The organism is Stenotrophomonas sp., from assembly GCF_059505245.1.
On record NZ_JCACKF010000026.1, the window covers coordinates 1 to 17,295 of the forward strand.

Sequence of the window (17,295 nt, forward strand, 5' to 3'; positions counted from 1 at the left end):
CCGGTTGCGGGGGTGTCCGCGGCATGGATGCCGCGGCCAAGCCCCCATGGAAGGGTTTACGGCGTCTCCCGCAGCCGGACCCACCCCGCCATCTCACGGAATGCACGCTGTTGCTGTTGCTGTTGCTGTTGCTGTTGCTGTTGCCCTGGATCGTAGCGGGTGCAGGGCGCAGCCCTGCCAAACCCCTACCCCTTGGCCATTGCCTGCCACCACTGCGACAGCAGCTCCGGCCTGCGCAGGCGCTCGCGCCACCACCGCAGTGCCGCGCCGTCCTCGCCGGTGCGCCAGGCCAGCCAGAACGTTTCCTCCGGCTTGTGTTCCTCCACCTCGCGGATCACCAGCTGGCCACGCGCCACTGCAGCGCGCGCGCACGGCTCGGGCAGGAAGCCGAAGCCCACACCTTCGCATTGCAGCTTCAGTTTGCTGGCCATGTCAGGCACGGTCAGCATCTCCTGCCCCATCAACAGGCCCACCGTGCGCGGCAGCAACCGCCGCGCCGAATCAGAAACGGCGATCGCGCAGTGCTCGACCAGCTGCTCGCGACCGAGCACGCCCGGCACCTTGGCCAACGGATGATCCGGCGCGACCGCGAACACGAACTCCACCGTGCCCAGCGGCTCGACCACGTAACCACCGCCACTGGGCCCCTCGCCCGGCGCCCCGACCAGCAGGTCGGCGCGCCGGTCCAGCAGGGCCTCCCAGGTGCCGGACAGGGCCTCGCCGATCAGCCGCAGCCGGGTCGGCGCCTCCGCCTCACGAAACGCGGCGATGTCCGGGCCCAGCAGCCAGGTCGGGAACACCGAGTCCACCGCCAGGGTCAGTTCGGTCTCCCAGCCCGACGCCACCCGGCGCACCCGCAGCTCCAGCTCGCGGGCCGCACGCAGGAGATGGCGCCCCTCGTCCAGCAGGGCGCGTCCGGCCTCGGTCGGTTCGGCACGCGGGCCGACCCGGTCGAACAGCTGCACGCCCAGGTCCTCCTCCAGCTTGGCCACGGTGTAGGAAATGGTCGAGGGCACCTTGTGCAGGGCCTTGCCGGCGCCGGCAAAGGAGCCGCGGCGGTCGATGGCATCCAGGATCTGCAGGGCATCGAGGCTGAGCTTGAGCATTCGAATTTTTCGATGATGGCCGTCAAAACTATCCGTTTTTCAAACCCCGGGCGCAAGCGGATACTTCTCTCCAACGGGGAAACACGGCAACTACCGCCTCACCCCGCCCCATCGAAACCATCGAACAAGGAGATTCCATCATGCTGCAGATCCGCAAGAGCGCTACCCGTGGCCTGGCCGAGCATGGCTGGCTGTCCTCGCGCCATACCTTCTCCTTCGCCAACTACTACGACCCCCGCTACGTCAGCTTCGGCCCGCTGCGGGTGATCAACGAAGACAAGGTGATCGGCGGCCAGGGCTTCGGCACCCATAGCCACAGCAACATGGAGATCGTTTCCTATGTGCTGGGCGGCGCGCTGGAGCACAAGGACTCGATGGGCACCGGCTCGGTGCTGCGCTACGGCGACGTGCAGCGCATGAGTGCCGGCAGTGGTGTCAGCCACAGCGAATTCAACCACTCGGCCGACGAGACCGTGCACTTCCTGCAGATCTGGATCTTCCCGGACCGCGAGAACATCACGCCGTCCTACGAGGAGACCCACTTCGCCCCGGAGACCAAGCGCGGCCAGCTGCGCCTGATCGCTTCGCCGGACGGCGCCGACGGTTCGCTGCGCATCCACCAGGATGCCCGCATCTTCGCCACCATCCTCGATGGCGGCCAGAAGCTGCACCACGCGCTCGGCAATGGCCGTGGTGCCTATGTGCAGGTTGCCCGAGGCCAGCTGCAGGTCAATGGCATCACCCTGGAAGCCGGTGATGCACTGCAGGTCAGCGACGAAGCGCAGCTGACCCTGGAAAACGGCAACGACGCCGAAGTGCTGGTGTTCGACCTGCCGCTGTAACCACAACGCCCGCGATGCCGCAAAGCATCGCGGGCGCATTTCCGTAGAGCCGAGCCCACGCTCGGCTGCGGTGTGACAGCCAGCCGAGCGCGGGCTCGGCTCTACAGGACCCGCGTCAGAACCTGTACGTCATCGCCAGCCGCACATTGCGCGGCTCACCCCAGGTGTAGGTGCTGTACCAGCTGAAGATCGTGTAGTAGCGCTTGTCCAGCAGGTTGTTGACGTTGAGCGTGGCCGACAGGCGATCACTGAATTCATAACGCGCCATCGCATCCAGCAACCAATACGGTTGGGTGCGATGTACCACCTTGGCCTGCGTGGCCGGGTTGGTGATCTCGCCGAAGGTGGAATCCTGTCGTGCGGTGCGACGCGCCGCGCGGGCTCAGCCGCCGATGGCGGCGCAGGCCTCCAGGATCAGCGCGGTCACTTCCTTCGGCTGCGAGGCCAGCGAGGCATGGCTGGCATCCAGCTCCAGCAATCGCTTGGGCTGGATGCGCGTGGCCATGGCCTTCTGGTTGTCCGGCGCGATCATGCGGTCCTGGCGGGACAGCTGGTACCAGCTCGGCTTGTGCTTCCAGGCCGGATCGCTGACCGCATCACCGAAGGTGCTCGCCAACGGCGCCTTCTGGGTCACCGCCATCACCCGGCCCTCGTCGGCGCTCAGGTCCTGGCAGAAGCTCTCATGGAACCTGTCCGCACGCAGCCACAGGTAGCCATCGCTGTCGGGTGCCAGGTTCGGCGCTGCCTCCGGCAGGTGCTGCTGGGTGATGCCACCGGGGCTCTCGCCGGCATCAGGCGCGAAGGCAGCGATGTAGACCAGGCCCTTCACGTTGGGCTCGCTACCGGCCTGGCTGATCACCGCGCCGCCGTAGGAGTGGCCGACCAACAGCACCGGCCCGTCGATCTGCCGGATCATTTTCCGGGTGCGTCCTGCGTCGTCGGCCAGCGAGGTAAGCGGCAGTTCCACCGCCTGCACGCGGTCGTGGCCGTTGCGATGCAGTTCCAGGATCACCTTGGCCCAATGTGCGGCCCCGCCCCAGAATCCATGGACAAGGAGGATGGTCGGTCTCGTGCTCATGTACAGGTCTCCGGCAGCGGCCGGCGGAATGCCGACTGTGCAGCCACTGTCCGTGCGTGGCGTTAATCGCTGGTGACGCAATCGGGTCACTGCAATCGTATGCGTCGTTTGATGTCATGCATGGCACTTGCCGACCTGGCCTGATAACGATTTCATGGAGCTCTCCCGGAGCTTCGCATCACGCATGACGCCTTCATCCCCACGTGCCCAGCAGCACGCCACCCGCGCCGCCTTCTTCATTCCCGGATTCGCCACCGCCGCGTGGGCACCGATGGTCCCCTACGCCAAGGCCAAGGCCGGGCTGTCCGACGCCAGCCTCGGCGCCGTGCTGCTGTGCCTCGGGCTCGGCTCGCTGCTGGCGATGCCACTGGCAGGTGCGCTGACCGGACGGCTGGGATGCCGTCGGGTGATGGTGATCACCTGCGCGATGATGCTGGGCGCCCTGCCCTTGCTGGTGCTGGCACCCTCGCCCGTGGCGCTGGGCGCAGCGCTGTTCGTGTTCGGCGCCGGCGTCGGTGCATTGGATTGCGCGATGAACATGCAGGCCGTGGCGGTCGAGCGCGACGCCGGACGCGCGATGATGTCCGGCTTCCACGCCTTCTACAGCATCGGTGGGTTCGTCGGCGCCGGCTGCATGACCGGGCTGCTGATCCTCGGCACGCCGCTGTGGCTGGCCGCGCTGCTTTCGGTGGCCGCGCTGCTGCTGGTTGCCGTGCTGTCGGCACCGCACTGGCGTCCGCAACGGATCCTGCACGAAGGCCCGCTATTGGCGCTGCCGCACGGCGTGGTCCTGTTCATCGGCGTGCTGGCCTTCGTGGTGTTCCTTGCCGAGGGCTCAATGCTGGACTGGAGTGCGGTGTTCCTGGCGGAAGTGCGGCAGGTACCGCGCGACCAGGCCGGGGCCGGCTTTGCGTTGTTCACCCTGGCGATGACCGCGATGCGCCTGTTCGGCGACGGCATCGTCGAGCGCCTCGGCCGGACCCGCACGCTGGTCATCGGCGGCATCACCGCTGCGGCGGGCTTCACCCTGGCCACGCTGGTGCCCTCGTTCCCGGTGGCGTTGGCCGGCTACGTACTGGTCGGGCTGGGCTGCGCCAACATCGTGCCGGCGCTGTTCTCGATGGCGGGCCAGCAGCGGGTGATGCCGGAGAGCATCGCCATCACCGCGGTGACCACACTGGGTTACGCCGGTATCCTCGCCGGTCCGGCAGCGATCGGCGCACTGGCGCATGCCACCAGCCTCGGTTTCGCCTTCCTGTGCGTGGCCGCGCTGCTGCTCGGCGTCGCGGCGTCTGCCCGCGCACTGGCACGACGCGTGGCCTGACAGAAAAAGGGGACGGAGGGGATTAAGTCGTTTCCCGCACACCTGGCCTGGAAACGACTTAATCCCCTCCGTCCCCTTTTCTCAGCTGCGCGTCAGCCACTCCGCCTGGGCCGGCAGCTGCGGTGCCGGGCACGCGCTCTGCGGATGGTGCTCGTCGCGCGCCATCCAGTCATCGACCACGCCCGCCAGCAGGTCCAGCCGCAGCGGCAGGGTGATGTGGTCCTCGCCGCGCATTTCGATGTAGTGCGCGCGCGGGTTGGCCTGGGCCAGTTCGCGGCCCTGGCTGACCGGAATGTGCTGGTCGCCCTGCCCGTGCAGCAACAGCACGCAGGCGCGGGTATCGGCCAACGCACGCGCGACGTCCACGCGGTCCAGATCGACGTCGATGCGGCGACTGGCGGCGGCGATCACCTGGTTGATGTCCTGGCCGCCGTAGCGCCAGCGCGCGTATGAAGCCACCGCCTGCGCCTTCAGGCCTTCCGGCTGCAGCCCCATCAGGTGCGGGATCATGGTGCGGATCGCCACGCCGGCATTGGCGAACGATTCCATCGCCACCACGCCTTCGACCTGGTCACCCAGCTTGTCGGCGGTGAACACCGCCGTGGCCGCACCATAGGACACACCGAACAGGTACAGGGGCCCGGTCACTTCGCCGCGCGCGCGCAGCTCGCCGATCACATCGACCACGTCATCCGACTCATAGGTGCCATAGCCGGACGGGCCGGTGCCGGACTGGCCATGGTTGCGCAGGTCGAGCGTGACCACGCGGTAGCCGGATTCGGCCAGCTGCAGCGACCATGGCAGCATCGAATCACCGTTCATCATCCACCCATGCAGCAGCACCACGGTGCCGCGCGGCGCCTGCGCGCGGAACGGCTGCGGCACGGCCAGGCTCAGGCCGGTATCCAGCGGCAGGCCGTTCTCGTGGCGCTGCGGCAGGTAGCGGTAACGCGCGCCGTAGTCGCCCGGATCGAATACGCGCCAGAAGATCGGCACGCCATCGCGGCCCGCCGCGAAGCCATGGCGGTTGGGCAGTTCGGCGATGGCCGCGGCGATGCGCGGACGATCGAGCAGGGTCGACACGCCGCCCGGCGCGATCAGCTGATCGGCGAGTGAGGTGGACGAGGCGTTGATCGAGGATGAGCATGCGGCCAGCCACAGGCCGGCGCACGCCAGCAACAACAGCAGCAGGCGCTTCATATCACGTCATAGGGGTGAATCAGACAGATTGGGACGGTAACGCCCAATAGACCGGCCATCTATCGCGCACGGATGACGGCTTGATGACAACGCAGGAACGATTCAGTTTGGTGTAAAAGCTGTATCCGTTCAGTCATTGATCCGGATCAATGAACGCGCGCCCGGGAGTGCCCACAATGCCGCCATGCGCATCTCGTTCAAGCTCGCCATTGCCCTGGCCGCCACGGTGGCCGCCGCCTACGGCATCGCCCGCAGCACGCCCTACTGGTTCGCACCGCGACAGACCGCGCAGGTCGACATCCACGATCCGGCGCTGATCGCGCAGGGGCGCTACCTGTCACGTGCCGCCGACTGCGCGGCCTGCCACACCGCGCCGGGCGGCAAGCCGTTCGCCGGTGGCCTGGGCATGCAGACGCCGATGGGCACGATCTATTCGACCAACATCACCCCCGATCCGGACTCCGGCATTGGTGCCTACGACTACGCCGATTTCGAACGCGCGGTCCGCCGCGGCATCCGCCACGACGGCCAGCCGCTGTATCCGGCGATGCCGTATGCCTCGTACGTGATCGCCAGCGATGCCGAGATCAAGGCGCTGTATGCCTATTTCATGGGCTCGGTGAAGCCGGTGAAGCAAAGCAACGCCGACAGCACGATTCCATGGCCGGCCAACATGCGCTGGCCTTTGGCATGGTGGCAGCTGCTGTTCGCGCGCCCGCGCAGCTTCAACCCGGATCCGTCGCTGGATGTGGGCCAGCAGCGTGGCGCTGAGCTGGTTGAGGGCCTGGCCCACTGCGGCGCCTGTCATACACCACGTGGGCTGGCGTTCCAGGAGAAGGCGATGGCCGACGATGGCAGCCGCCAGTTCCTGTCCGGCTCGGTGCTGGAAGGCTGGTATGCGAAGAACCTGCGCAATGAATCGACCGGCCTGGCCAGCTGGAGCGAGGGCGAGATCGTCGACTTCCTGCGCACCGGGCGCACCGATCGATCGGCAGCCTTCGGTGGCATGGCCGACGTGGTCGAGCACAGCACGCAGTACCTGTCCGACGCTGACCTGCTGGCCATGGCGCGCTACCTGAAGCAGCTGCCGGCGCGTGAGGGACGCAGTGCGCAGTGGTCGCCTGGTACCGACACCACCACCGCCGCGCTGCGTAGTGGCGACTATCGCGTGGCCGGTTCGCTGGCCTATGCCGAGCACTGCCAGGCCTGCCACCGTGCCGACGGGCGCGGCATGCCACGCGTCTATCCGGCCCTGGCCGGCAACTCGATCGTGTTCGCCGACGACCCCAGTTCGCTGGTGCAGGTGACCCTGATCGGGGGTCGCACGCCGCATACCCCGCACGACCGCATGGCCTTCACCATGCCCGGCTTCGAGCAGCTGCCGAACGCGCAGCTGGCACAGATCCTGACCTTCATCCGCAGCAGCTGGGGCAACCAGGCCAGCGCGGTGAGCGAGGTCGAGGTGGCACGCATGCGCCGGGTGGTGCGTGACAAGCCGGTGCACTACGTTCCGCAGGAGTCCGCACGATGAAGCGTTCGCGCAAACGTTCCCGCCTGCTGCTCGGTAGTGCGATCACCGTGGTGCTGCTGGCCGGTGCGGGCACCCTCGCCTATCGTCACCTGCACCCGGGCCTGGATGCAGCCGTAGCCAGTACGATCGATATCCTCGATGCACAGGGCAAGGTGGTCGCCCACTACCACGCGCCCAGTGCCGAGGAGATCGCCGGCCTGGGCAATGCCGAATCGGTAATGCTCGGCCGGCGCATCCTCAACGAGACCGCGCGCCTGCTTCCGGACAACGTCGGCAACGATCTGAACTGCAATTCGTGCCACATGGCCGAGGGCAAGCGACCGTTCGGCAACCACTACTTCAATACCGGCGGCGGTGCCTATCCGCGTTACATGCCGCGCCCGGGCAAGGTGATCGGGCTGACCGAGCGCATCAATGGCTGCCTGCAGCGCTCGATGAACGGCAAGCCGCTGCCGAAGGACGCACCGCAGATGCGCGCGATGCTCGACTACATGGCGTGGCTGAGCAGCCCGGTGCCAGAGGGTGCAACAGTGGCCGCGCCCAGTGAGGGCCCCATCGACAGCACGCTGACTCCGGACCCGGTCCGCGGCCAGGCGCTGTATGCCGTGCAGTGCGCCGCCTGCCATGGCGACAACGGCGAAGGCCGACGCGATGCCAGCGGTGACATCGCCTTCCCGCCGCTGTGGGGCGACCACAGCTTCAACATCGGTGCCGGCATGGCGCGCCTGTACAAGGCGGCCGGTTTCATCAAGCACAACATGCCACCGGCAGTGACCCGCGCACCGCCGCTGGGGCAGCAGGTGATGCCGGACCAGGATGCGGTGGACATCGCCGGCTATTTCATCAACCAGCCGCGGCCGGACTTCGCCAACAAGGGCAAGGACTGGCCGCGTGACCCGAAGCCCAAGGACGCACGGTACTGAAGCAGGCGGCGGGTGCCGGCCGTCGCACAACACGATTCCTGCATCGCCACGTCATGCCGATGTCATTGGCGCTGCCGACACTCCGGGGCTTCCCTGCTCTGAAGGTCCGGTCTCGATGCGAACGTCTGCGCGCTTTCCCCGTGTCTCGCTGCTTGCCCTGCTGATCGCTCCCGCACTGGACGCCCTGGCCGAAGCACCGCAGGGCGATGCCGCTGAAGCGCGCAGCAGTGAGGCCCGCACCCTCGACCAGGTGCAGGTGATCGGTCAGGCCACCAGCTATGCCAAGACTTCCGTGCGTGCGGAAACGCTGAACCGGCAGACCGTGATGAGCAGCGTCAACGACGCGCTCAACGAAGTGCCCGGCGTGGTGGTCAGCGAGGCCGATGCCACCGGCTCGTCGGTGTGGGGCACGCAGATCAGCATGCGTGGCTTCGTCACCAACCGTGATACCCAGCAGATCGGCACCACCATCGACGGCCTGCCCAATGGTGGCTCGGGTTACGGCGGCGGCTCGCTGGCCAACCGCTACATCGACACCCTCGACCTGGAAACGGTGGAAGTCAGCCAGGGCACCGCCGATATCTCCTCGCGCTCGAACGAGGCCCTGGGCGGCACCCTCAACTTCCTCACCAGCGATCCGCTGCAGGACAGCCGCCTGCGCTTCGTGGTCGGCGCCGGTGACAACGAGGCACGCAAGTACTACGTGCGCTACGACACCGGCCTGCTCGGCGGCCACACCCGCGCCTGGGTCAGTGCCTCGTCGGCGCGCGTGCATGACTGGATCGATGGCAGCGGCAGGACCAGCAATGACCACATCGCCGGCAAGTTCATCACCGAACTGGATCGCTGGACCCTGACCGGCTACCTGTCCTACAACGATGCGGACGAGCCGGAGTACACCAGCGTCTCACCGAAGGGCTTCGCGACCAATCCGGATCGCGACAACCTGGTCGGTACCCTCACCGGCATTCCCTACCTGGACCAGAACTACCGTTCCGGCTCGCGTGCGCTGCGCGAGAACACCTTCGGCTACCTGCGCGCGGCCTTCGACGGTGGCAACGGCTTCAAGGCCTCGGTGGCCGCCTACGGGCACCGCATGCAAGGCCGCGGCGACTGGCTGCCACCGTATCTGGCGCAGGTCAGCGATGACGGAGCCGGTCGCCCGGAGTCGGAATACCTCGGTGGCAAGACCGTGTACGGCGGCAGCAACCGTGGCCAGATTTTCTTCGTCAATCCCGATGGCAGTGCCGCGCAGCGCCTGGCCAGCTGCAGCCCGCGCCTGGGCTTCACCGCCGAGTACGATCCGAACTGCTACGCCGGCAACGTGCTGGGCGCGCAGTCGTATCGCCACACCCACTACGACAACGACCGCATGGGCGTTACCGCCGACGTCGAATGGCGCCAGACTTTCGGCGCAGTCGACAACACGATCCGCGGCGGCCTGTGGGTGGAGAAGCTGGACCGCTCGGCGCGCCGCGACTGGCACCGCCTGCTCAACGTCGGCCAGGACATCGCCTTCGACCACCAGCCGTACTGGGTGCAGTTCGAGGACAAATACAAGGTTGACGAGCAGATGTACTACGTCGAGGACGTGGCCCGCTTCGGCCCGTTCAGCGCCCGCCTCGGCGTGAAGCAGTTCTTCGTGGACCAGTCGCGCCGCCGCGTGATCGGTGCCAGCGAGCACGTCACATCCGACTCCAGGTCCGACCCGCTGCTGTCCACCGGCTTCACCTGGGCGCCGGGCGTGGAAGGCATGGAGCTGTTCGCCGGCTTCTCGCAGAACTTCGCCGCGATTCCTTCCGGCGTGCTCGGCGAGACCGACCCGCAGCGCTTCCGCAACGTCGAGCCGGAGACCGCTGACAACATTGAAGTGGGCATGCGCATCAGCCGCTGGCCCCTGACCGCCTCGGTCACGCTGTACAACATCAAATTCGACAACCGCATCGTCTACCTGCCGGCCGGCTTCGTCAGCGGCATCGACTACCTGGGCGAGACCGACGGCGTCTACGAGAACTTCGGCGGCGTGGAAAGCAACGGCCTGGAAGCGGCGTTCGGTTACGGTTGGGACAACGGCTGGCGTCTCAACGCCGCCTACACCTACAACCGCTCCAAGTACCTGGGCAGCGGTGATGCCGCGCGTGATACCCAGCTGGGCATCGTCGACGGCGCCAAGGTGATCGGCCAACCCGAACAGACCCTCGTACTCTCGGCGGACTGGCAGGGCGAGAACTGGAACTTCGGCCTGTCCGGCCGTTACCTGGGCACCCGCTACCTCGACGCCGCCAACGTCAACAAGCTGCCCTCGGCCACCGTGTTCAACGCGAACATCGGCTTCGACCTGCAGGGCCTGTCGCCGCGCCTGAAGGGCATGGGTGCCAACCTGGTGGTGAGCAACCTCACCGACAAGCGGTATCTTGCGGGGGTGGACGGCCGCGACAACGCCTTCATCGGCGCTCCGCGCACCGTCGGCATCTCCTTCCGTGTGGACCTGTGAGTGAGCCCGTGACCGATATCGGCCGACGCCGGTTGTTGCAGGCCGGCGTTGCCGCCGGCCTTTCCCCGCTGCTGCCCAGCATCGCCCGGGCCGCCGCGATCGCCCCCGCCGCGCAAACCCGCAGCCTGGAAGACCTGCAGCACATCGTGGTGTTCATGCAGGAGAACCGTTCGTTCGACCACTACTTCGGCACGCTGCCGGGTGTGCGGGGTTTCGGCGATCGCTTCGTCGCTCCGGCGCAGGCACTGCAGGCCGGCGCCCGCGCGCGCAGCCTGTGGCTGCAGCCCGATGCCAGCGGCAAGCGCGCGATCGCGCCGTTCCCGCTGGATACCGCCGCGCACTTCGGCTACATGCGCGTGGAAGGCACGCCGCACACCTGGCCGGATGCACAGCGGGCCTGGGACCACGGACGCATGGGGCAATGGCCGAAAGCCAAGCAGAACCACTCGATGGGCTACTTCCAGCGCAGCGACCTGCCCTTCCAGTTCGCCCTGGCCGATGCCTTCACCATCTGCGACGCCTACCACTGCGCGATGCAGGCCGGAACCAACCCGAACCGGGTGTTCCTGTGGACCGGCCACAACGATGCTGCCGCCCGCGCCGGCGGCCCGGTGATCGCCAACTCGCACGACAACTTCCCCGAGCACGGCGGGCATCCTGCGTCGTACCGCTGGGCCAGCTATGTCGAACGCCTGCAGAGGGCGGGGGTATCCTGGCAGATCTACCAGGACATGGCCGACAACTTCACCGACAACCCGCTGGCCGGCTTCGAGGCGTTCCGCCAGGCCTACCGCGCTGCGCCGGGGCATGACCCGCAGCTGCGCGCACGCGGGGTCAGCACGCGTGGCCTGGCGCAGCTGCGCCAGGACGTCATCGACGGACGCCTGCCGCAGGTCAGCTTCATCATCGCCGACGCGGCCGGCAGCGAGCATCCCGGCCCCTCCAGCCCGGCCCAGGGCGCGGCCTATACCGCGCGCGTGCTGGATGCACTGACCGCCGATCCGCAGGTGTGGAGCCGCACCGCCCTGCTGCTGATGTTCGACGAGAACGACGGTTTCTTCGACCACATGCCACCACCGGCACCGCCTTCGCCTGTGGACGGTGGCTGGGCAGGTGCGTCCTCGGTCAGCACCGAAGGCGAGTACCACCGTCACCCGGCACCGGGAGATGAGAAGTACGACTTCGCCGGACTGCGCGGCCGCCCGTATGGACTGGGCCCGCGCGTGCCGCTGTACGTGATCTCGCCTTGGAGCCGCGGTGGCTGGGTCGATTCGCAGGTGTACGACCACACCTCGGTCATTCGACTGATCGAACGCCGCTTTGGTGTGTCCGCGCCGGACATCTCGCCGTGGCGCCGCGCGGTCTGCGGCGACCTCAGCACTGCGTTCGACTTTGCCCAGCGCGATACCCGCCCGTTCGTCCGCGGCCTGCCCGACGTGAGCGCGGTGGCCGCACGCGCCGCTGCTTTGCCGGGGCGCACCGTGCCCGCGCTGCCAGAGGGGCTGAAGCCAGCGAAACAGGAAAGCGGTGTACGCCCGGCGCGTGCCCTTCCCTATCGACCGCAGGCATCGATTGCTGCGGTCGACGTCGCGGGCGTTGACCTGGCGTTGTCCTGCGAGGGCGCAGCGGCAGTGCTGCATGTCTACGATCGGCTGCGGCTGGAGGCGGTGCCGCGCCGTTACACGCTGCTGCCGGGCATGCCGCTGCGCGAGCGTTGGCCGCTGGACGCCCAGGGCCGCTATGACCTGTGGCTGCTCGGTCCGAACGGCTTCCACCGCCACTTCCAGGGTGCGGCCAAGGCTCCTGCCGTGCAGGCTTCAATTGATCGCGCGGATGGCCAGCTGCGGCTGCACCTGCGCAATCTGGGTGACAGTGCGCAGCAGGTGCGCGTGCATGGCGGCGCCTATGCAGGACACATGCCCGAACAGACATTGGCGCTGCCCGCACATGCGCAGACTTCATTGGCGTGGGATGCAACGCCTACCGCCGGCTGGTATGACCTGCGCATCAGCGCGGGTGGGAGTGTGCTGCGTTTGGCCGGCCGCGCCGAGGATGGTCGCCCCGGCACCAGTGACCCGGCGATGGGCACCGAACCGCTGCGGTTCGAGCACGATTGAAGAATCCCTAAAGAGCCGAGCCCATGCTCGGCTGCTTTCGCTCCGGTCGCATTGCCCCGAAAGAAGCAGCCGAGCGTGGGCTCGGCTCTACAGCGCAGACCGGTAGACTCAGGCCTCCTGCAGCCCCGGCCGGCCGTGCTCCACCGCGTAGCGCTTCCAGCTCTGCATGGTACCGTTCGGCCGCATCACCGTATCCAGCGTCTTCATGTCACCGATCCACGCATCAGGGGTGACATCGCACAGCACATAGCCACGCTTGTCGGTGGTCGCCTTCAGATTGGGGCTGTGCGCAAGCTGGTTGCGGGCGTAAGCGTCCACGCCCTGGCCATCGGCCCCCGAAGTGATCGAAGTGGCAAGGAACTCGCTGGAGACCACGCCCGAATCACGATGGTCCTGCACCAGGTCGCTGGCGTAATGCCGGTGCGCGTCGCCACAGGCGGTCACCACGTTGCCGAAGCCGACCTTCTGGATGTGGTCGAGCAGGCGCCGACGGCTGTCCAGGTAACCCGACCATTGGTCATCGGACGACTGCACCACGCCGTCCTTCTCGCGCATGTAGTTGCCCAGCGCTACCTGGTGGGCGATGGTGTGCCAACGCGGCGCGGCATCGGCCAGGCCATCGAACAGCCAGCGCTCCTGCTTCGCACCGACGATGCTGCGCTCCGGCGATTCCACGTCCTCACGCAGCGCCATGTTCACCTGCTTGCTGCGGTACTGGCGTGTGTCGAGCAGGTGCAGGTCCATCAGCGTTCCGTAGCGTGCGCGCCGGTACAGCTGCATGTGGCCATCGCGCGGGAACGCCGAACGGCGCAGCGGCATGTTCTCGTAGTAGGCCTGGAACGCCTGTGCGCGCCGCAGCAGGAACACTTCGCTGGGCGTATCGTCCTGGTCTTCGGCGCCGGCCCAGTTGTTGTCCACTTCATGGTCATCGAAAGTGACGAACCACGGTGCCGACGCATGCGCGGCCTGCAGGTCGGCATCGCTCTTGTACTGGGCATAGCGGCGGCGGTAATCATCCAGCGTGTAGGTCTGCGGGCCGACGTGGTTGCGCAGGTTGGTGAACGGCTGGCCGTTCATCTTCCGCAGGCCAGGCTGGCTTTCACCTTCGTAGATGTAATCACCATAGTGGAAGACGAAATCCAGCGGTTCCTCGGCGATGCGCCGCCACGCGGTGTAGTGGCCTTCTTCGTAGTGCTGGCAGCCGGCCACCACAAAGCGCGCGCGATCCACCGCTGCCGCGGCTGCCGGCAGCGTGCGGGTACAACCGACTGCACTGGCGTGGCCACCCACGGTGAAGCGGTACCAGTAGGGCCGTCCGGGCGCCAATCCTTCCAGTTCCACGTGCACCGCGTGGCCGAGTTCGGGATGCGCGAGCGTCGAACCCTGGCGTACCACCTTGCGCATGCCTTCGTCCGCTGCCAGCTGCCATTCGACCACCATCGGCCGGGTCGGCATGCCACCGCCGAACGCCAGCGGCTCGGTCGCCAGACGCGTCCACAGCACCATGCCATCGGCCGTGGGATCACCCGAGGCCACGCCCAGGGTGAAGGGCGTGCTGGCAAAGCGCGGCTTGGCCAGCAGGTTGCGCGGGTTCAGCGTGGTGGCATCGGCCTGCGCGGCCAGCGCGCGTGCCGTGCCCATCCAGGCGCCGGCAGCGGACAGGCCGGCCAGGGCCAGGAATCGCCTGCGATTGATCGTCTCCACGGCTGTGCCCTCAGTTGTAGATGATGTGGAAGTAGAAGAAGCGGCCGTAGTCGTCGATCTCGGTACGGAAGCGCCCGTTCGGGCCGGTGCTGTAGGTCGGCTGGGTGTTGAACAGGTTCTTGGCTTCGTACTTCAGCGTCACGTGCCTGCTGACCTTGTGGCTGAAGGCCATGTTGAAGGTCATGTACGGGTCGTAGTACGAATCCAGCCACTGGGTGTCGCCGAAGTCGACCAGCATCCGGCTGCGGTAGGTTCCGGACAGGCGCAGTTGCGAGTTCTTCCACGGCATGCGCCAGATCACCGAACCATTGAGCGACCAGTCCGGCTGGTACAGCAGCCGGTCCAGGCGTCGCTCGGTGCCATCGGTGATGCGGTAGTTGGTCCTGCCTTCCAGCCGCGTGGCGTTGAAGTACATGTCGAAGCGCTGGCGGCCCCATTGCAGGTTGCGGTTGGCCACCGCGAACTCGACGCCGCGCAGCCTGGACTCATCGGTGTTCATCGGTTGGGTCACCCGGTAACGGGTATCGCCCACGTTCTCGAAGGTGGTCAGGGTGTAGATGTCGTCCTTGATTACCTTGTCGAACAACGCCACCGAGACCAGGCCGTTGTTGCCGTTGAAGTACAGGTCCCATGCAAGGTCGATGTTGGTGGAACGGCGCGGCTGCAGGTTCGCATTGCCCTGCTTGATGGTGCAGAAGCCCCTGCCCTCCTCGTCATCGCCACAGCTGGTGCTGGTGGCCTGGGCAATGTTGCTCGGCGTCGGCCGGCCCAGCGTGCGGCTGGCGGAGAAGCGCAGGCGCTGGTCCTCGCTCAGCTTGAACGTCGCATTCAACGAGGGCAACAGGTTGTTGTAGCCACCGCTCGTGTTGCGGAAGGCGGAGGTATAGGTGGTGCCGCCATCATTGCTGAACGGGCTGTAGGCATCGAAGCGGGTGTGGTCATAGCGCAGGCCACCGATCAGCAGCAGCCGGTCCCAGGCGTAGTGCGCGGACACGTACGCATTGGTGATGTCCTCCACGTACTTGTAGTCACTGGTGAAGTTGGCATTCGGATACGCCGCATTGTTGTTGCCCAGTTCCGGTAGCAGTTCCTCGTTCCACTTGCGGTTGTCGATCAGCGGGAAGCCCGGCACGCTGCCCAGCAGCGTCGATCCCGGATACAGGTAATCGTTGAGCGTGGCGCTGCTCCTGAAGTAGTCGAAGTCGATGTCCTGCCAGATCTTAAGGTGGCGGTATTCCGCGCCGGTGGCCAGGCCGAAGCCACGCGCATCGGCGTCGATGTTGTAGCTGAAGTCGGCGCGCAGGTTGTCGATGCTCTCCTTGGCATCGCGCGGGGAGACATAGGCCTGCGCCGGATTGAGCTTGAACGCCGAGCTGGTCAACAGGCTGGAATCGGACACCGCCACCGCGTTGGGGAAACCGTGGCTGTCGTTCTCGTAGTCGACGAACAGGCTGCTTGGGTAGGCGCGCACACCCCAGTAGACCTGGTTGTTGTGGAAAGTCTCTTCGGTATGGCCGCCACGCAGGCTCAGCCGCGAACGGTCGCCGATGTCCCAGTTGAAGCTGGCGATGGCGCCGCGGTTGCTGCGGTCCCATCGGTCGTGTCGGTTCTTGATGTAGATGCTGTTGATCTGGGTGGTGCCGCTGTCCTCGGTCTGGTTGCGAATCGGAAACTTGGCGTTGCCGTACAGGTCGGTCTTGTTCATCGTCGAGTTCTCGTAGAACCGGTACGAGTACAGCAGCAGCGATGCGTAGAACGGATCGTCCGACGGCTTCCATTCCAGCTTGGCCGAGCCGCCGAAGTTGGTGATGAAGTTGGTGTAGGTGCCGGTGCTGAAATTGCCGGGCGCACGCAGCCCGTTCCAGCCCTTGGCCTCATCCGGCCCGGTGGTGCCGTCGGTGAGGTACTTGCCGGCGTCGTTGTAGTAGTAGTTCGACTCCACCCAGCGCTTGACGCTGTTGCGCGAACGCTGCTCATAGCGTGCCACCGCGACGATGCCGAACTCCTGCCCGGCGCCGAACTGGTTGGAGAACACCATCTTGGCGCTCTTGCCGAAGTGGCCCAGGGTTTCGTGGTTGCCGCCAGCGCTGCGCTCGACGTTGGTCTCGGCCGTGGAATAGATACCTGCCACGTCGGCAAACACGTACTTGCCGGACCGGTCGAAGGCACTGCGGCTGATGATGTCGATCACGCCGCCGATCGCATCCGGTGCCTGCTCCGCACTGAAGCTCTTGTAGATGTCGGTACGGGTGCCGATGTCGCTGGGAATCAGCTGCAGGTTGTTCATGCGTTCGCCGGAGCCACTGCCACCCACGCTGGCAATCGCGATGCCATCGATGGTGGTGTAGTTGAGGTTGGCCTGTACGCCGCGCACCGTCACGTAACGTGGCTCGCCGGCATCCTCCACCGCACTCAGGCCTGGAGCGGCCATCAGGCTCTCGGCCAGGGTCTCGTCGCCGTAGCTGTCCATTTCGTCGTAGACCACCGAATCCTTGATCACCGGTGAGGTCTTCTTCTGGTCGATCACCTCGTGCGCGGCAATCACCTTCACCGTGTCCAGGGTCGGCGCCACCACCGCCTCGGCCTCGCGCGGCTTCGGTGCGGCGGGGTTCGGCGCGTTGCGTACCGGTGCCGGATCGATGGCGATGACATTGCCATCCACCACGGTGTAGCCCAGGCCGGTACCGGCCAGCAGTGCATCCAGCGCCTGCCTGACGGTGGCACCGCGCGGCACCGCACCGGCCATGCGGGCATCGCCATCGGCCGAGTACAGGAACTGCACCCCGGAACTGCGTGACAACTGCTCCAGTGCACGCGCCAACGGCTGTGCCGCGATCGGCGTGGACACACGCGCCTCCAGGCCATCGGCGGCGGCGGCGAAGGCCAATGGCATGCTGCCGGGAGACAGGGCGAGGATGATCGACAGGTAGAGCGTGTTGCGCATCACGGGTCCTTGGAAGAGAGAAGGCAGCAGGC

At 66.6% G+C, this 17,295-nt stretch carries 11 protein-coding genes and 1 pseudogene; 6 read left to right on the plus strand and 6 right to left on the minus strand.

Going from position 1 to position 17,295, the window contains the following annotated elements:
* Positions 1 to 185 precede the first annotated feature (185 nt).
* A complete protein-coding gene (locus AC5JLE_RS10860; RefSeq protein WP_046429929.1) occupies positions 186 to 1,106 on the minus strand; it encodes a LysR family transcriptional regulator in 921 nt (306 codons plus the stop codon).
* Between the two features lie 140 nt (positions 1,107 to 1,246).
* Here AC5JLE_RS10860 and AC5JLE_RS10865 point away from each other — a divergent pair, with 140 nt between their 5' ends.
* A complete protein-coding gene (locus AC5JLE_RS10865) occupies positions 1,247 to 1,948 on the plus strand; it encodes a pirin family protein (RefSeq protein ID WP_014646736.1) in 702 nt (233 codons plus the stop codon).
* A gap of 115 nt (positions 1,949 to 2,063) precedes the next feature.
* Here AC5JLE_RS10865 and AC5JLE_RS10870 read toward each other — a convergent pair.
* Positions 2,064 to 2,306, minus strand: a pseudogene (locus AC5JLE_RS10870) (TonB-dependent receptor domain-containing protein); the annotation flags it as partial.
* A gap of 24 nt (positions 2,307 to 2,330) precedes the next feature.
* The gene (locus tag AC5JLE_RS10875; protein ID WP_496065296.1) at positions 2,331 to 3,026 is read right to left on the minus strand and encodes an alpha/beta hydrolase; all 696 of its coding nucleotides are present in this window, start codon (positions 3,024 to 3,026) and stop codon (positions 2,331 to 2,333) included.
* A 184-nt stretch (positions 3,027 to 3,210) separates the two neighbouring features.
* Here AC5JLE_RS10875 and AC5JLE_RS10880 point away from each other — a divergent pair, with 184 nt between their 5' ends.
* On the plus strand, positions 3,211 to 4,350 hold the full coding sequence (locus tag AC5JLE_RS10880) for an MFS transporter (protein ID WP_032957729.1): 1,140 nt from the start codon (positions 3,211 to 3,213) through the stop codon (positions 4,348 to 4,350).
* Between the two features lie 81 nt (positions 4,351 to 4,431).
* On the opposite strand, the gene AC5JLE_RS10885 is transcribed toward AC5JLE_RS10880, so the two are convergent.
* The gene (locus AC5JLE_RS10885; protein WP_241884380.1) at positions 4,432 to 5,550 is read right to left on the minus strand and encodes an alpha/beta fold hydrolase; all 1,119 of its coding nucleotides are present in this window, start codon (positions 5,548 to 5,550) and stop codon (positions 4,432 to 4,434) included.
* A gap of 184 nt (positions 5,551 to 5,734) precedes the next feature.
* Here AC5JLE_RS10885 and AC5JLE_RS10890 point away from each other — a divergent pair, with 184 nt between their 5' ends.
* The 4 genes from AC5JLE_RS10890 (at position 5,735) to AC5JLE_RS10905 (ending at position 12,615) form a co-directional block, all read left to right on the plus strand.
* A complete protein-coding gene (locus AC5JLE_RS10890; RefSeq protein WP_049407093.1) occupies positions 5,735 to 7,081 on the plus strand; it encodes a c-type cytochrome in 1,347 nt (448 codons plus the stop codon).
* Positions 7,078 to 8,004: a c-type cytochrome gene (locus AC5JLE_RS10895; protein WP_053495081.1), complete on the plus strand. Its 927-nt coding sequence runs from the start codon at positions 7,078 to 7,080 to the stop codon at positions 8,002 to 8,004. Before AC5JLE_RS10890 ends, AC5JLE_RS10895 begins: the two co-directional genes overlap by 4 nt.
* A 115-nt stretch (positions 8,005 to 8,119) precedes the next feature.
* The gene (locus tag AC5JLE_RS10900; RefSeq protein ID WP_414934644.1) at positions 8,120 to 10,498 is read left to right on the plus strand and encodes a TonB-dependent receptor domain-containing protein; all 2,379 of its coding nucleotides are present in this window, start codon (positions 8,120 to 8,122) and stop codon (positions 10,496 to 10,498) included.
* Positions 10,499 to 10,506: 8 nt separating this feature from the next.
* Positions 10,507 to 12,615 carry a phosphocholine-specific phospholipase C gene (locus AC5JLE_RS10905; RefSeq protein ID WP_032957739.1) on the plus strand — a complete coding sequence of 703 codons (2,109 nt, stop codon included), beginning with the start codon at positions 10,507 to 10,509 and terminating at the stop codon, positions 12,613 to 12,615.
* 108 nt (positions 12,616 to 12,723) lie between these two features.
* On the opposite strand, the gene AC5JLE_RS10910 is transcribed toward AC5JLE_RS10905, so the two are convergent.
* Positions 12,724 to 14,319 carry an alkaline phosphatase D family protein gene (locus AC5JLE_RS10910; protein ID WP_496065297.1) on the minus strand — a complete coding sequence of 532 codons (1,596 nt, stop codon included), beginning with the start codon at positions 14,317 to 14,319 and terminating at the stop codon, positions 12,724 to 12,726.
* Positions 14,320 to 14,329: 10 nt separating this feature from the next.
* A complete protein-coding gene (locus AC5JLE_RS10915) occupies positions 14,330 to 17,263 on the minus strand; it encodes a TonB-dependent receptor (RefSeq protein ID WP_496065298.1) in 2,934 nt (977 codons plus the stop codon).
* Between the last annotated feature and the right edge of the window lie 32 nt (positions 17,264 to 17,295).

Excerpts from the sequence above, each read along its gene's own strand:
- AC5JLE_RS10860 (WP_046429929.1), bottom strand. The coding sequence starts at position 1,106 with ATGCTCAAGCTCAGCCTCGATGCCCTGCAGATCCTGGATGCCATCGAC.
- AC5JLE_RS10865 (WP_014646736.1), top strand. The coding sequence starts at position 1,247 with ATGCTGCAGATCCGCAAGAGCGCTACCCGTGGCCTGGCCGAGCATGGC.
- AC5JLE_RS10875 (WP_496065296.1), bottom strand. The coding sequence starts at position 3,026 with ATGAGCACGAGACCGACCATCCTCCTTGTCCATGGATTCTGGGGCGGG.
- AC5JLE_RS10880 (WP_032957729.1), top strand. The coding sequence starts at position 3,211 with ATGACGCCTTCATCCCCACGTGCCCAGCAGCACGCCACCCGCGCCGCC.
- AC5JLE_RS10885 (WP_241884380.1), bottom strand. The coding sequence starts at position 5,550 with ATGAAGCGCCTGCTGCTGTTGTTGCTGGCGTGCGCCGGCCTGTGGCTG.
- AC5JLE_RS10890 (WP_049407093.1), top strand. The coding sequence starts at position 5,735 with ATGCGCATCTCGTTCAAGCTCGCCATTGCCCTGGCCGCCACGGTGGCC.
- AC5JLE_RS10895 (WP_053495081.1), top strand. The coding sequence starts at position 7,078 with ATGAAGCGTTCGCGCAAACGTTCCCGCCTGCTGCTCGGTAGTGCGATC.
- AC5JLE_RS10900 (WP_414934644.1), top strand. The coding sequence starts at position 8,120 with ATGCGAACGTCTGCGCGCTTTCCCCGTGTCTCGCTGCTTGCCCTGCTG.
- AC5JLE_RS10915 (WP_496065298.1), bottom strand. The coding sequence starts at position 17,263 with ATGCGCAACACGCTCTACCTGTCGATCATCCTCGCCCTGTCTCCCGGC.